This is a genomic window from Paenibacillus tritici, from assembly GCF_013204885.1.
Classification (GTDB): Bacteria; Bacillota; Bacilli; order Paenibacillales; family Paenibacillaceae; genus Paenibacillus_AQ; species Paenibacillus_AQ tritici.
Genome location: NZ_JABMKX010000001.1, coordinates 574,456 through 589,642 on the forward strand (window position 1 = coordinate 574,456; position 15,187 = coordinate 589,642).

Annotated in this window: 11 protein-coding genes and 1 pseudogene; 10 read left to right on the forward strand and 2 right to left on the reverse strand. The window is 47.6% G+C overall.

Going from position 1 to position 15,187, the window contains the following annotated elements; translation table 11 throughout:
- Positions 1–19 precede the first annotated feature (19 nt).
- From HQN87_RS02670 to HQN87_RS02685, 4 genes are all read left to right on the forward strand, one after another.
- A complete protein-coding gene (locus HQN87_RS02670) occupies positions 20–889 on the forward strand; it encodes a formate/nitrite transporter family protein (protein ID WP_173127262.1) in 870 nt (289 codons plus the stop codon).
- Entirely contained in the window at positions 886–1,653 is a 768-nt protein-coding gene (gene cobA / locus HQN87_RS02675; protein WP_173127265.1) for a uroporphyrinogen-III C-methyltransferase, read from the forward strand. Before HQN87_RS02670 ends, cobA begins: the two co-directional genes overlap by 4 nt.
- A gap of 111 nt (positions 1,654–1,764) precedes the next feature.
- Positions 1,765–2,085, forward strand: a complete 321-nt coding sequence (locus HQN87_RS02680) for an iron-sulfur cluster biosynthesis family protein (RefSeq protein ID WP_173127268.1) — start codon at positions 1,765–1,767, stop codon at positions 2,083–2,085.
- A gap of 414 nt (positions 2,086–2,499) precedes the next feature.
- Positions 2,500–2,880, forward strand: a complete 381-nt coding sequence (locus tag HQN87_RS02685; protein WP_173127271.1) for a hypothetical protein — start codon at positions 2,500–2,502, stop codon at positions 2,878–2,880.
- A gap of 49 nt (positions 2,881–2,929) precedes the next feature.
- Here HQN87_RS02685 and HQN87_RS02690 read toward each other — a convergent pair whose 3' ends face one another.
- Complete coding sequence (locus tag HQN87_RS02690; RefSeq protein ID WP_173127274.1) at positions 2,930–4,054, reverse strand: amidase domain-containing protein; 1,125 nt, start codon at positions 4,052–4,054, stop codon at positions 2,930–2,932.
- 195 nt (positions 4,055–4,249) lie between these two features.
- On the opposite strand from HQN87_RS02690, the pseudogene HQN87_RS02695 reads away from it, so the two are divergent.
- Together HQN87_RS02695 and HQN87_RS02700 are read left to right on the forward strand one after the other, a co-directional pair.
- Positions 4,250–4,561, forward strand: a pseudogene (locus HQN87_RS02695) (FGGY-family carbohydrate kinase); the annotation flags it as partial.
- Positions 4,562–4,702: 141 nt separating this feature from the next.
- Positions 4,703–5,620, forward strand: coding sequence for a class I SAM-dependent methyltransferase (locus HQN87_RS02700; protein WP_173127277.1), 918 nt, complete (start codon positions 4,703–4,705; stop codon positions 5,618–5,620).
- A 47-nt stretch (positions 5,621–5,667) separates the two neighbouring features.
- Here HQN87_RS02700 and HQN87_RS02705 read toward each other — a convergent pair whose 3' ends face one another.
- Positions 5,668–6,270 (reverse strand): P-loop nucleotide/nucleoside kinase family protein, encoded by a 603-nt coding sequence (locus tag HQN87_RS02705; protein WP_173127281.1) that lies wholly within the window; start codon positions 6,268–6,270, stop codon positions 5,668–5,670.
- Between the two features lie 187 nt (positions 6,271–6,457).
- Here HQN87_RS02705 and HQN87_RS02710 point away from each other — a divergent pair, with 187 nt between their 5' ends.
- The 4 genes from HQN87_RS02710 (at position 6,458) to HQN87_RS02725 (ending at position 15,160) form a co-directional block, all read left to right on the forward strand.
- Entirely contained in the window at positions 6,458–6,934 is a 477-nt protein-coding gene (locus HQN87_RS02710; RefSeq protein ID WP_216857099.1) for a GNAT family N-acetyltransferase, read from the forward strand.
- A gap of 417 nt (positions 6,935–7,351) precedes the next feature.
- Positions 7,352–11,272, forward strand: coding sequence for a galactose-binding domain-containing protein (locus HQN87_RS02715; protein ID WP_173127284.1), 3,921 nt, complete (start codon positions 7,352–7,354; stop codon positions 11,270–11,272).
- Between the two features lie 352 nt (positions 11,273–11,624).
- Positions 11,625–13,415 carry an ABC transporter ATP-binding protein gene (locus HQN87_RS02720; protein ID WP_173127287.1) on the forward strand — a complete coding sequence of 597 codons (1,791 nt, stop codon included), beginning with the start codon at positions 11,625–11,627 and terminating at the stop codon, positions 13,413–13,415.
- Entirely contained in the window at positions 13,409–15,160 is a 1,752-nt protein-coding gene (locus HQN87_RS02725; RefSeq protein WP_173127291.1) for an ABC transporter ATP-binding protein, read from the forward strand. The genes HQN87_RS02720 and HQN87_RS02725 overlap by 7 nt, the downstream gene beginning before the upstream one ends.
- Positions 15,161–15,187 lie beyond the last annotated feature (27 nt).

A 15,187-nucleotide genomic window follows, 5' to 3' on the forward strand; every position in this document is an offset into this window, starting at 1 on the left:
TGCATAAGGGGGATTCATAATGGACTATGTCAAACCAAGTGAAGTGCTGGGCTCCATGATCGAAGCAGGGAAATCCAAAGCAGAATTAAGCGTCATGCAGCTAATCGTCCGCGGAAGTCTCGGCGGTGCCATTCTGGCTTGTGCCACAACCCTGGCCTTCACGGCAGCCGCACAGACCAAGATCCCTATGGTTGGGGCTCTGCTGTTCCCGGTAGGCTTCGTGATGATCATCCTCCTTGGTCTTGAGCTGGTTACAGGCAGCTTCGCCCTGATTCCGCTGGCTGTCCTGGAGAAGCAGACTACAGTCAGACGGATGCTGGGGAACTATTTGTGGGTCATTACCGGTCACTTAATCGGCTGTGCCGTCTATGCCGCCCTCTATGGGCTGACGATTACGAAGATGGGAACCGACATGTCGAATCCCCTGGTGCAGACGCTGATTACAGCCAGTGAGGGCAAGACAACGGCATATCAGAGTATGGGTGCGGAGGGGATGGCGCTGGCCTTCATTAAGGCCATGCTTTGCAACTGGATGGTTACACTGGGCGCCGTCATGGCGATGACCTCCAAGTCCACTTCCGGCAAAATCTTCGCCATGTGGCTGCCGATCCTGACCTTCTTCGGGCAGGGCTTCGAGCATACAGTAGTCAATTTCTTCGTCATTCCTGCGGGTATGATGCTCGGGGCGAATGTGACTATGGCGGACTGGTGGATCTGGAACGGTATTCCCGTTCTGCTCGGCAACTTCGCCGGAGGGCTGCTGTTCACTGGCCTGCTCCTCTATTTGTCGATCAAGAGCAAGAGGCCCGCAGGAACCCCGGCAGCAGAGCTTCCGGGACGGGGAGAAGCATTGCGGCCAGGTACACCCGTCTTGGAGAAAAGCCTATGAAGCGGGGGAGCATATCCATTGTCGGAGCAGGTCCGGGTGATCCCGAGCTGATTACGCTCAAGGCGCTGCGCCGTATACAGAATGCCGATGTGATTCTGTACGACCGGCTGGTGAACGAGGAATTGCTGAACTATGCTCCAAGTGAGGCTGTACGCATCTATTGCGGCAAAGCGCCGGGCCTGCACTCGATGCCGCAGGAAGCTACCGAGCGGCTGATGATCAGACACGCCGCAGCCGGAAGTCATGTGGTCCGCCTGAAGGGCGGGGACCCGTTTGTCTTCGGAAGAGGCGGGGAGGAGGCGTTATCCGCCGCCGCAGCCGGAATCCCTTACGAAGTCATTCCGGGCATTACCTCGGCGGTTGGCGCCGCCGCTTCTGCCGGAATCCCGCTGACGCACCGCGGAGTTGCCGCCTCTTTCGCCATCGTGACCGGCAGCCGCTGCCAGGCCGAAGATTCCCCGGTACGCTGGGAGGCGCTGGCCCATAGTGTGGACACGCTGGTCATCTATATGGGCGTCAGCAAGCTGGGCGACATCCGTAAGGAGCTGCTGGGACACGGCAAAGATCCGCAGACACCTGTAGCACTGATTGAGAACGGAACAACCGTACGCGAACGGACGGTAACCGGAACGCTTGGCAATATCGACAAGGTAGCCGCGGCGATGAAGATCAGCAATCCGGCAATCATTATTATGGGCGAGGTAGTCAAGGTCAGAGCGGAGCTGCTCAGCCTGGAGGAAGCCGTGCGTTCACAGATTGGCTGAAGAAGAAATAGAGTCAGGCGTTGACATGTCCCGGGCAGCAATCCGGTTATGTCGGCGCCTGTTTCTATGTTATATTAAAATACGGCAAAACCCTAAGAGGAGGAATTTCAGATGCATATTGAGCTTACCCCGCTTACCAAGGAACGGCTGGAGCAGAGTCTTGCCGGCAGACCCGGACAATTCAAGATGTTCTATGATACAGAGGATTGCGGCTGCAATGGCGTGCTGGTCATCCGGATAGTCAGTGAGCCTTCGCCTACAGATATTGTCTTTCAATCCGAGCCCTTCACCTTCCTGTGTGACCGCCAGCAGGAATTGCTGTTCGATGAGTCGATGCGACTCGAAGCGGAGGAAGGGTATCCGGCCTATAAGCTGACAAGCGATTCTACCTTATTCGGCAGCAATATTAGAGTGCAGGATAGACGGAACTGAACGTGATAACCATCGGTCTTGATAGAGGTTAAACTGAAATACATTGATGAGCCGGTAAGTTTCAGCTCAGACGCTTTTAGATATGCTTTAGAGCGTCACAGCGATGAATAGCATGCGAGTCCTTTTTTTGTTTCATTAATTTGTTATGTTGTCCAAAAGCCAATGTCCATCGTCCGAATAAATAAATCCAAAATTGATTTCACTGTATCCTTCTGACCCTTTTATATTCTGATTAAATATTCTTGACATAAGTGTCAGTGCTGCTGCCTGGGCTATTGGATTCCTTGGAGGTTGAATCATTCGCACAACAGGCCAAAACGATTACTAAAAAAATGGATTTTTTGGTAACTAATTTATGCCAGTTTCCGTTTATAAATAAGAAGAAATCAATTTTTAAAGGGGGAAGGGGAACGGATGAAGAAGAAATGGAAGATCGTTTTATTTTGCTTTATTGGGGCTAGTGTGCTTTTAGTCGTGTTAGGAGCATTATACGTCAATAATGTTGGATATAATAATGTGAAACACATGTATCGTTTAGAATCAACCGGTAAATCTGTTATTCGGATAGATAGCGATATGCCTAGCCGAGAGCGCTATCTCACGAAAAAAGATGGTGATCCCCAGGAACTGTTGAAGTCACGCATGGAACGAGAAGGATGGGTATATAGTCAGCAGGAGGGATCAGGTTATTTTTTTAAGAAAGACGGTAGGCAAGAAATCGTCACTACGCAGCAATGGAATCATTTTTATATTATATACAGTTTGAATGCTGGAATTGCGAACCTTGAGGACTAGACAAGAAAACAACGCCCCTACTTCGTTAAGGGGGCGTTGTTTTACGTGCTTAGTTACTAGCTTTGTCCATTTCGTATCCATATACTGTATAGCCAGCGCTAAACCAATCTTGGAGTGTGCTAGTTTCCTTTTTGTCAGTTGTGTGCTGGGTTAAGAATTTATTATTATTGTTGTTGCCTGTGTTTTTTGTGATTATAGCAGTGTGATCGACATGTCCATCAGCTCCAAAGTCTGCATTTACGGCATCACCTGTTTGTAGAGCGGTCACACTTGATGCAACGCCAGCTCTTTGACTCCAATGTTTATAGAAGTTTTGCGCTCCCCCCCAAGTGTGAGTAGGCATAAGAGGTCCGAACCTCCAAGCATCATCAGCAGTTACGTGGGAACCTGTTCTAAAATTCATCCCTCCTGCATAAATCGCTTGGGATACAAAGTTAGTGCAATCATTCCACTGAGCCCAACAAGATGAGTTTGCTACATTACATCCTGCTTTTTCAGCATAATATGTTGAATACGTGGGATTTCTTTTGTTCCACCAACTATAAGCATAGTCACGGGCTGCTATGTTGTTATATCCGTTTGCGGAAACGGCTAGTGGACTAACCTCGTTTGTTGCGAAAGAATCAAAGTTTGTTTCGCTACTAGTTGTTGTTTCGTTATTGGCTGTAGAAGGAGCAGTAGAAGGAGCATCTGAAGGAAACGGTAAAAGACCATTTAATTCAGTAAGTTCGGCACTGGAAAGTGTTACGTTGCTTTTAAGCTGATTTTGATATGTTTTCAATTGTACATTAAGTTCATAGTTTTCATACCAATCAATAAACTTTACATATTCTACTATCTTTTTCATGTCCTCAGTAGAGAATAATTCAAAAGAAGTTCCTAACGAGAGTACATATTTTTGATATTCCACATTGTCTATGTCTGTTTTGATAGCGATACCATCTTTATTCAACTGGTTTTCAACCAAGTTGATAGCATCTTTGTGTTCAATAAGAGATTTTTCTTTCACCTCTGCTGGCTTTCCAGGAAGCACATTGTAAAGCTGGATATCACCAGCTTTAATATGAATATCGGTATCCTTCTCTGAATTAGTCTCTGCGGAAGCAGCACTTCCCATTAAGCTGAAGCCTAGAGCGAACGTTCCGACAATCAACCAAGTCTTCTTGAAATTCAATTTGTCACTCTCCCATTGTCATATTTTGTAATGCGATTCATAGTTATAAACGCCATATAAGGGAAAAAGTTTCTAAAAATTTCACTTATTTTTAAATAATTTGTTTTTTATGAGATATTCGTCCAATTTATTATGCACTTAGCACTATCCGTATATAAATAATTTGCAAAAGTCTTATTTAATCATTTACGAACTTTTGCAAATGATTCTCTGGATAACTTTACCCCAGGCGGACTGGCACATGCCTTTCTTCAGGGGATGATTGATGAACTGCATGGCTTCCTGAAGGCTCTGGAGTCGGAGGGGGCGAAGAAGTTCAGCCGCCTTATCGGTTCCGGCAATGCGCTACGGACGAATCCGGTGCTGTGTGCCAAGGCTGAGGCAACGTTCGGGTTACCGCTTACGCTCGGTGAATATGCAGAAGAGGCTGCTGTAGGGGCGGCGCTCTGTGCCGCAGTCGGCAGCGGTGCGGTCACCAGCTTCGGGGAAGCTGGTGCTTATCTCTAATTCGGGATGAATCAATGGGATTGAGATATTTATGATTGACAAAAAATATTATTTGTGCTATAATTTACATATTAATAGTTTGTGTATATAATAAGATTCTCCTGGCCGGGGGAATCTTATTTTTTTATGGAGGAATTACATTTGAAGCAGAATCAGTCCAGTATAACTTCTTTGGTAGCAGCGTTTGGCCGAGCCTATCACAGTAAATATGACAGCCCCAAGATTTTCGATGATTATGTAGCTCACAAGCTGATTTCACCGCAGGAGTTCTCTGATATCAGCCGGAATATGATTAAGGGAATTGCCTTTTTCAATGCGGAGGTTGCGGACAGGCACCGGGATGATCCTGACGCCATCCTGAAGTGGATTACCCACATCCAGTTGTCCCCGACACCGCTGGCGCGTGCTGCATATTGCGAGGCCATCCTGCTGAATGAGCTGAACCTGGGACTCAAGCAGTATGTCATCCTGGGGGCGGGACTGGACACCTTTGCTTACCGCCACCCTCAATTGCAAGAGCGGCTGGACATTTTTGAAGTCGATTATCCGGCTACCCAGGAGTTCAAGCAGCATAGGCTCAGTGAAGCGCAGCTGGAGATTCCGGGCCATCTTCATTTTGTACCTATGGATTTCACTAAGGAATTCGCTTACTCCAACCTGACCGGACAGGGATTTGACCCGCAAGCCAAGACCTTCTTCAGCCTGCTGGGGGTATCCTACTACCTTACCCAAGAGGAGAATGCCAGTCTGATTACTGCGTTATTTGCTGATCTCCCGGCAGGAAGCTCTATCGTGCTTGATTATGCGGATGAGCGGCTGTGGGAAGAGAAGGGCATGTCCGGCCGGGTGGAGAAGATGGTGCAGCTGGCTGCTGCGGGCGGTGAGCCGATGAAGTCCTGCTTCTCTGATCGGGAGATGGAGCAACTACTGGAGCAAGCAGGCTTGCTGATCTATGAGCACTTGTCACCAAGTGAGATTAATGACAGGTTCTTCAGGAACCGGAGTGACGCTTTGAGCGCTTTTGAGACCATTCATTATATACACGCCATCAAAAAATAACTTTCTAATCTAACGGTGGCCTCTCAATCTATCTATAGGTTGGGAGGTCACTTTTGTCCGGTTACCTCACCATATATAAAAGCCTCCACAGCCGCAGCAGTGACGGCTCTGTCCGGATGGGAGTTATCAATCTGCGCCACATGTGCAGGCGGGATCGGCCAGGCAATGGCGCGGCTGCCCAGGGAAGCGCTGAATTTCTCCCAATGGGCGAACTTCCAGGTATCCAGCGGTGATTGTCTGCCCTCGATCCGCTTACGAAAAGTCTCGGCATCCCGAAGACTCACCATCACTACCTTCACTTCAACCTCCTCCAGCGTCCGTCCGATGCGCGCCAGCTCACGCCCGATCCACTGCGGGTCGGCAGCTTCCTGGGTGAAGGGCCCTACCACAAATATATCACTGTACAGACCGATATTATCGAGCGCTGCATCCATGGTGATGCGGTAGCCGAGATCGCGGCACAGTCTTTTATACTCCCCGGAATCCCTGTCATCAGGGTCCAACCCATGCATAGTCATGATCGCAGTGGCAGCAGGGCGCAGCAGAATATCCATATCAAATACCGCCGCCGGTCGCCGGTCTGCGACTGCTTTGGCTAATGTAGTTTTGCCAGCCCCTCCGGGGCCGAGGAAAAATACCAGTTTGTTCATTGGATTCTCTCCTTTTGGGTGTGCTGTGTTGAGGTACTTCTTCAATAGCTATAACCTACAGTGCAAATCCCAGTATAGCAGGCAGGATGTTAAGCGGAAAGTCCCGGCGACCACTTGGTAGTGATTAGAAGCATATGATAGGCATAAGCTATGCCTGTAAAGGAAGAAGAGCAAGGAGGAAATACATATGATCAAGATCCGTCCCATTGAGCGCACAGATAATGCGGCCATGGAAGGGGTGATCCGGGAGTGTCTCATTGAATTCGGAGGCAACCGCGAGGGACTGGCCTGGGCTGATGATAGCCTGCATGATTTGTACAGCTATTACAATAGTGCCGCGAACCGGGCTTCCTGGATTGTTGAAGTAGACGGGTATGTGCTTGGCGGCTGCGGGATAGCAGCTTTTGATGAGCAGGAACAGATCTGTGAATTGCAGAAAATGTATCTGTCCTCTGCCATTCGCGGCAAAGGGGTCGCAGCAGATTTATTAGATACGGCGCTCGCATTCGCCAGGCGGCATTATCGTAAATGTTATTTGGAAACGCTGCTGACCATGCAAGCCGCAGGCCGCTTTTATGCCAAACATGGTTTCAGCCTGCTGGATGCTCCTCTTGGGGGTTCGGAGCATTATGCCTGTGACGCCTGGTATATCAGGGATTTATGACTCATCTATATAAGAGGCACTAAAGAAATAAACAAAAGCAAAAGAAGCGGAGGGGAAATTTGGAACTGTAGGAGCGATAGCGACCGCCTTGTCACCGGATTTCACCCGCTTACAGCGGTTTAAAATCAAGAAATCTGGGGACAACAGCGGCCGGAAGTCCAAATGTTCACCGCAGTGACGATGAAGCTTCAAGCAACCCTTCTCCAAGCACTTCCCCTGCGGAAGTGCTTATTTGCTACGAACATTGAAACGCCTACCTTTTCCGTAGAAATAGCTATTAAAGATTACTCTGCATTAAAACTATAATGAGTGTGTATTGCAGTGAGGGGAGGGCCGGGAACAGATTTCAATTGTTGTAATCGCTATCATTGGATCACATTGTAAGCAGTTCTCACATTAGAATTAAGGAGGAATAGAATGCGTAACAAGTATGTTGTATGGTCACTTGTAGTCACGCTGTTAATCTCAACTCTATTCATGGCTGCCGGACCGCTTACCCGTTCGTCCGCTGCGGGCGGACCGAATCTGACGCTTAACGCAACTGTCACATCCAGCGGTCAATCTCAGAATTACACCCCGGATCATGTAAAAGACAGTAACCAGAGTACTTATTGGGAAAGTACGAATGACGCTTTTCCTGAGTGGATTCAGGTGGATCTGGGTTCACTCACCACTGTAGACCAGCTTGTGCTGAAGCTGCCGGCCAGCTGGGAGACGCGGACGCAGACGCTGGCTGTTCAAGGCAGCATGAACGGCTCCACCTTTACGGATATCGTGGGTGCAGCAGCATATGTATTTGATCCATCGGTTGCGGGCAACAGTGTGACGGTTAACTTCACGGCAACGGGTACGCGTTATGTCCGCCTCATGTTCAGTGCGAATAACGTCTGGCCTGCCGCCCAGTTGTCCGAGCTTGAGATCTACGGTGCCAGCAGCGCGACGGCTGCGCCTACAAGTACACCCTCTGCTACATCTGCCCCGGCAGGCAGCTATGAAGCGGAAGCCGCTGCATTATCCGGCGGAGCCAAAGTTAACACAGATCATTCCGGGTACTCCGGTACAGGGTTCGTTGACGGCTATCTGACTCAAGGACCGAATACCACCTTCACGGTGAGCGTGTCCGCAGCAGGTACGCGGAATGTTACGCTGAAGTATGCCAATGCAAGCGGAAGCGACAAGACCCTCAGCATCTATGTGAACGGAGTCAAGCTGCGCCAGACCACATTACCCAATCTGGCTAACTGGGATACCTGGAGCACGAAGGCTGAAGCCCTGCCGCTCAATTCCGGCAGCAATACCATCGCTTACAAATATGATGCCGGGGATACAGGGAATGTCAATCTGGATCAGATTACGGTAGCGCAAGCCGTGATCGCCACGCCAGCCCCTTCACCTACGGCAGCTCCAACGTCTACCCCGGCCCCTACAGCTACGGTGGCACCAACACCTACACAGGCGCCAACAGCCACGGCAACCCCAGCACCAACGGCTACGGCAACACCGGTGCCCACATCAACGGCGTCCCCTGGAGGGAACATCGCCATTGGTAAGGCGATCAGTGCATCCTCCAACACGCAGAATTTCATTGCCGGTAATGCCAACGACAACAACACGGCTACTTACTGGGAGGGGAACGGCAATCCTAGTTCTCTGACGCTTGATCTTGGAGCCAATCATAACATTACTTCCCTTGTGCTGAAGCTGAATCCGGCGACAGAATGGGGAACACGGACCCAGAATATTCAGGTGCTTGGACAGAATCAGAGCAGTACCACCTTCAGCAATCTGGTATCCGCCCAGACGTACACATTCAATCCGGCTTCAGGCAATACGGTAACGATTCCTGTTACAGCTACGGTCAAGCGGCTGCAGCTCAACATTACATCTAACTCCGGTGCGCCCGCCGGACAGATTGCCGAATTCCAGGTATTCGGTGCAGCGGCCGCGAACCCGGATCTGAGCATCACAGGCATGAGCTGGACGCCTGCTTCTCCGGTGGAGAGCAGCACGGTCACCCTGAATGCGGTGGTGAAGAATATTGGCAATGCCGTAGCGGCAGCTACAACGGTCAATTTCTATCTGAACAATGAGTTGGCCGGTTCTGCGCCGGTAGCGGCATTGGCGGCAGGAGCTTCAACTACGGTATCCTTGAATGCCGGTACGCTTACTGCCGGAACCTATCCGCTGAGTGCCAAGGTGGATGAGGCCAACCAGATCATTGAGCAGAATGACAACAACAACAGCTACACTAATTCATCGCCGCTTGTTGTGGCTCCTGTATCCAGCTCCGACCTTGTCGGGACCACCTCATGGTCACCGGATACACCGGCAGCAGGCAGCAGCGTAACCTTCTCTGTCAATCTTAAGAATCAGGGCAATCTTGCTTCCTCCGGGGGTGCACACGGAATCACTGTTGCACTGAAGAACCAGGCAGGCGCCACAGTGCAGACCTTCACAGGGTCATACAGCGGTGCAATTGCTGCCGGGGCTTCGGTGAATGTGTCTGTTCCGGGCACATGGAGCGCAGTGAACGGAAGTTACACCGTCACTACGACGATTGCCGCAGATGCCAATGAAGTTATAGCCAAGCAGGCCAACAATGTAAAAACCGTTAATCTCGTCGTATACGCTCTGCGCGGAGCAAGCGTACCCTACAGCCGGTATGACACGCAGGATGCTACCCGCGGCGGTTCAGCGGCGCTGAAATCGGCACCGAATTTCGATCAGATGCTGACCGCTTCGGAGGCTTCGGGCCAGAGCTATATTGCTTTGCCGTCCAACGGCTCTTATGCACAATGGACGGTGAGAGCGGGTCAAGGCGGCGCCGGCGTCACCATGAGATTCACGATGCCGGATTCGGCAGACGGCATGGGCCTTACCGGAGCGCTGGATGTGTACGTGAATGGCGCCAAAGCCAAAACCATCCCGTTAACCTCCTATTACTCCTGGCAGTACTTCTCCGGCGACCAGCCTGGTGATGCACCGAGTGCCGGACGCCCGTTGTTCCGCTTCGATGAAGTACACTGGAAGATGGATACACCACTTCAGCCTGGGGACACGATCCGTATTCAAAAGAGTAACGGGGACAGTCTTGAATATGGCGTGGACTTCCTGGAAATCGAGCCAGTACCGGCGGCCATTGCCCGCCCGGCTAACTCCGTATCGGTTACTGATTACGGTGCAGTTGCAGGTGACGGCCAGGATGATCTTGCTGCTTTCAACAGTGCAGTAACAGCAGCAGTCGCAGGCGGCAAATCGCTCTATATCCCTTCCGGAACCTTCAATCTCAGCAGTATGTGGGTGATTGGCTCCGTCAGCAATATGATCAACAACTTTACGGTTACGGGTGCAGGCTATTGGCATACCAACCTGCAATTTACCAATCCCAATGCAGCCGGAGGAGGGATCTCCTTCCGTATCCTGGGCAAGCTGGATTTCAGCAATATCTATATGAACTCGAATCTGCGGTCCCGTTACAACCAGAACGCGATCTACAAAGGCATGATGGATAACTTCGGCAATAATTCAGTCATTCATAATGTCTGGATCGAGCATTTCGAATGTGGAATGTGGGTGGGTGATTATGCGCGGACCCCGGCGATTTTTGCGAATAATCTGCTTGTAGAGAACAGCCGTATCCGCAACAATCTGGCGGACGGCATCAACTACTCCCAGGGAACCAGCAACTCTACCGTCCGCAATACCAATGTGCGCAACAACGGGGACGATGGTCTGGCCGTGTGGCCGAGCAACACCTTTGGTGCACCGGATGGGGTGAATAACACTTTTTCGTACAATACGATTGAGAATAACTGGCGTGCCGGCGCTATCGGCATCTTCGGGGGCAGTGGTCACAAGGCGGATCACAACTATATCATCGACACGGTGGGCGGCTCCGGTATCCGGCTGAATACGACCTTTCCGGGGGCACATTTCAACAACAACACGGGGATGATTTTCTCGGATACGACGATTATTAACAGCGGCACCAGCCGTGACTTGTATGACGGGGAGCGCGGCGCGATTGATCTCGAAGCTTCGAGTGATCCGATCAAGAATGTAACCTTCACCAACATCGACATCATCAACACCCAGCGGGATGCGATCCAGTTCGGATACGGTGGCGGCTTCTCGGGTATCGTATTCAACAACATCAACATCAACGGTACAGGTCTCGATGGAGTGACAACGTCCAGGTTCTCCGGCGCCCATAAGGGAGCGGCAATCTACACGTATACCGGCAACGGTTCGGCTACCTTCAATAACCTGACTACCAGCAATATTGCGTATCCAAGCCTGTATTATATTCAGAGCGGATTTGGGCTGTTGATTCAGTAGCCTAGAGATAGACGGGAGGGGCCTAAGAGGCTCCTCTTTTTTTGGTTTTAGCCAGTTGAGTGCGTGATGTGTTCAAATGTATAGATTTATTTATTCATTTGTAAATTTAAAATAGATTATTATCGAGTTATCTTTTAATAATTGTATTTAATTTAATTTAAATTCAATATTATTACAAAAATTTCGGTTTACAGATGGAAAATGCTGTGATAAGATGCGAATTAATTGGAGGGGGAATATTTTCGGTTTATTTACAAACGTAAAGTATATCATTCATTTGTTTACTTGTTTGTGCACTTTCAAAAAACCAATTTATACGTGAAAAAACACTAATTCCAAAAAACAAGGTGTGATGAAGCTGCAATTACTACAATATTGCCTGGACCCGATAAAAATCATGATAAAGTTTTGTAAAGCTCATGCCGTAATCAAAATAATTTTGTTAATAGTGTCAGCCATTTTGGCACCGTTAAGCTTGTTGCTAACCGAAGATCTAATCGACAGTGTATCTGAATTATACAAAGGCAATGCGGGTTACACCCACGTGGGTCTGAACCTGGTGCTGCTACTTATCACTATTTTGACAATCTCCCTTTGTACGTCGATGGAGGGTTACCTCATTATAAATTTTGATAGATTATTACTGAAAAACTGGACACCGGTTGTATTGAACAAGTATAAGCAGCTCAAATACAGTTGTTTCGAAGATCAAGAAACGCAGGATACTATATTTCAAATGAGCGACAATCCTAGTGAAAGTATCAAAAACAGTTTTCTTAATATCACGCAGATAGGCAGTTCTCTGCTTTCACTGGTACTACTAAATCTGGTATTTGCCAAGGTTTCTGTCTGGTTGTCAGTACTTTGTTTTTTATTCACGGTTCCCATGCTTTTTCTAAACTATAGAGCGATGACTATCCTCGACAGCCTTTTCTACAAACAATCTGCCGAAGACCGGAAGCTGGGATATTTGTTAGGGTTGTTGACTACTAAATCCTCCCTTTCTGAACTCAAATTATTTGGTGCGGTAGAATATATCGTTAATCAATGGGGAGGGATCAGAAGTAAAGTTTATAAAGAGAGGGTGGGCGCCAATGTAACATCTCAAAAACTTATCTTTATCAATACTTTATGTGTTATGGCTTGGACGGTGCTAGTTATTATTACGCTAGTAAATTATATGTACAACGGACTCATTACTTTAGGACTTTTTGTAGCTTTAATCGGCTCTCTCAATTCTATTATCAGTATATCGGAGCAGGTCTCCTGGGAATATTCCGAATACTCCCGAAATGTATTGAAGACAAAGTACTATAAGCATTTTATGTCTTTGCCTGAAAGTGAAGAGAGCGCTGATCTCAAAAGAGAGAGGTGTTTCAATCCTCCTGAAATTTGTTTCAATGATGTCTACTTTTCATATCCCCAGTCTCAAAAACCGATTCTGCAAGGTGTATCCCTGACGATAAGACCTAATGAGAGAATTGCAATTGTCGGTAAAAATGGTGCTGGAAAGTCTACGCTAATTAAGCTGTTGTGCGGGCTTTATCAACCTGATAGGGGGGAGATCACTATTAATGGTATAGCGCTTTCAAACTTGAGTCAGCATGAGATTTCTGCTCTTTTCAGCGTCGTCTTCCAGGATTTCATGAAATACAGTTTAACTGTACGGGAGAATATAGCCTTAGGGAATATTACAAAAATCCATAACGATGCAGCTATAGATAAGGCCTTGGGACAGGCTGAACCAATGGGATTCCTTAAGCTTACCGGGAAAGGGCTGAATACGCCTTTAGGGAAGCTGGAGGATGACGGCATAGACCTGTCTGGAGGCGAGTGGCAGCGGATTACTATAGCCAGAGCACTTTTGGCCGATTCTTCATTTATCATTCTAGACGAGCCAACAGCTTCTTTGGACCCGGTTGCAGAAAGTGAACTTTATCAATCTCTTTCTTTAGTTATACAAGAAAAAGGTTCGATCATGATCTCACATCGTTTGGCAAGTGCCAAATTGGCAGACAAAATCTTTGTTATAGATGATGGGCGGATCTGCGAAGAAGGCAACCATGATGAGTTAATCGCCAAACAGGGAATATATGCTGAAATGTTCAGAGCTCAGGCGAAATGGTATGACATCATATGTTAAAGCAGCTGGCTAAAATATTTAGAATAGCAATGGACTCTTCGCCCGGATCGCTTTTGATTATTGTAATTAGTTCGGCTGCCGGTTTCTTATATCCCGTAGTCTCAACCAGAATTTTGTCATCAATCTTTCATGAATTTAGCAACACGGCTTTGTTTAATCTGCATAAAATCTATTTTTTCATGGTGCTATTTATAGCGATTTATATCCTGAAAACCATCCTTCAGAGTATCGCCGGGTTATTTGTGTCAATTGGGATTTACGAGAAACTGGGATATCAGCTTAATATTTATATAGGCGAAAAGTGTACGAAGCTTCCTTTTATCAGCATGGAAACACCTGAAATATTAAATAAGTTAAATAGAGCAAAAGATTGTGTAACGAGAGCGGTAATTCCGCAATTAATTATGATAACCATCAGCGTGTTCTCCAGTTTCATCTCGGTGCTTCTTGTAATCACTCTGTTAGCATCCTATAGCTTATGGTTTATTCCAATCTCCTTGCTTAGCGTGCTTCCTTATTTAATATCCAGAATTATCCGGGGTAAAGAATTCTACTATTTGAAATGGTTTCAGGCCCCCAAGCGGAGATCCCTGGATTATTTCTGGAGTCTGTTCAATAATAAGCAGGCTGTAAAAGAGATGCGGGTTAACGGCAGCGGCGATTACTTGGCTGAGAAGTGGACCTATTATCGTGATGCTGTGTTGAGTCAAGAGTGGGATTTCAGAAGGAAAGATAGTCTGACTTTACTAGTGTGCGATTTTCTCAGGACACTTGGATACTTGACCAGCATATTTTTTGCCTACAGACTTGTTATCCATCATGAGATAACGATCGGACTGTTTGGTGCGTGTATTGCTGCTTTTGCAATAGTGCAAGACCAGACAAGATCTTTCCTGGTGGAATTTGGCCGTTTTAAAGAACACTTGTTGTTCTCGAAAGACTATCTTGATTTCTTGGAATTGGAGGAAGAGGTTGAGGGCAGAGCGCAAATAAAAGGAGCTTTTAATCAAATTACTATGGACAATGTTACTTTTCGATACCCGAATAGTACAGATTATGCTCTGAAAAATGTGAGCCTGCAAATACACAAAGGAGAAAAGCTGGCAATAGTCGGAAAAAACGGAAGCGGGAAAACCACCCTGGCAAAATTACTCTTGGGGATGTATTCATCCAGCAGCGGCAGCATTTATTACAATGGAACGGATCTTAAGGATATCAATAAAACAAGTTATTATTCCCTCATTTCCTCTATATGGCAGGATTTTGTTACCTACAAACTTACCATCAGAGAGAATATTGCGATTAGTAAGACTCAAAAAATAGATAGCGATGAGGCTATTTTAAATGTTGTGAAAATGATGGGGATGGAGAAGCTTGTCAGAGAAAACGGATTGGATACCCCTATCGGAAGTGAATTTGGCGGGATTGAGTTATCGGGTGGAGACAACCAGCGGCTTGGACTTGCCAGAACGATGTTCCGGGATAGTTCAATAGTTATTCTGGACGAACCAACTTCTGCTATGGACCCGACCTTCGAATCGGAAGTGCTGGAGAAATTCCTGGAAATTTCAGAGAATAAAACATCCTTGGTTATTTCTCATAGACTGGGGCTATGCAGAGTGGTGGACAGGATTATCGTCATGAATAATGGTGAAATTGTGGGAATCGGGACGCATAAAGAACTGCTTGAGAACAATGCTGAATACATAAAACTCTATACAGCTCAAGAACAGTGGTATCACTAGTACAGCTGCGGGAACGGAAGTAAGGTA

Coding starts and splice junctions, on each gene's coding strand:
- HQN87_RS02720 (WP_173127287.1), top strand. CDS start 11,625: ATGAAGCTGCAATTACTACAATATTGCCTGGACCCGATAAAAATCATG.
- HQN87_RS02685 (WP_173127271.1), top strand. CDS start 2,500: ATGAAGAAGAAATGGAAGATCGTTTTATTTTGCTTTATTGGGGCTAGT.
- cobA (WP_173127265.1), top strand. CDS start 886: ATGAAGCGGGGGAGCATATCCATTGTCGGAGCAGGTCCGGGTGATCCC.
- HQN87_RS02715 (WP_173127284.1), top strand. CDS start 7,352: ATGCGTAACAAGTATGTTGTATGGTCACTTGTAGTCACGCTGTTAATC.
- HQN87_RS02670 (WP_173127262.1), top strand. CDS start 20: ATGGACTATGTCAAACCAAGTGAAGTGCTGGGCTCCATGATCGAAGCA.
- HQN87_RS02710 (WP_216857099.1), top strand. CDS start 6,458: ATGATCAAGATCCGTCCCATTGAGCGCACAGATAATGCGGCCATGGAA.
- HQN87_RS02680 (WP_173127268.1), top strand. CDS start 1,765: ATGCATATTGAGCTTACCCCGCTTACCAAGGAACGGCTGGAGCAGAGT.
- HQN87_RS02725 (WP_173127291.1), top strand. CDS start 13,409: ATGTTAAAGCAGCTGGCTAAAATATTTAGAATAGCAATGGACTCTTCG.
- HQN87_RS02705 (WP_173127281.1), bottom strand. CDS start 6,270: ATGAACAAACTGGTATTTTTCCTCGGCCCCGGAGGGGCTGGCAAAACT.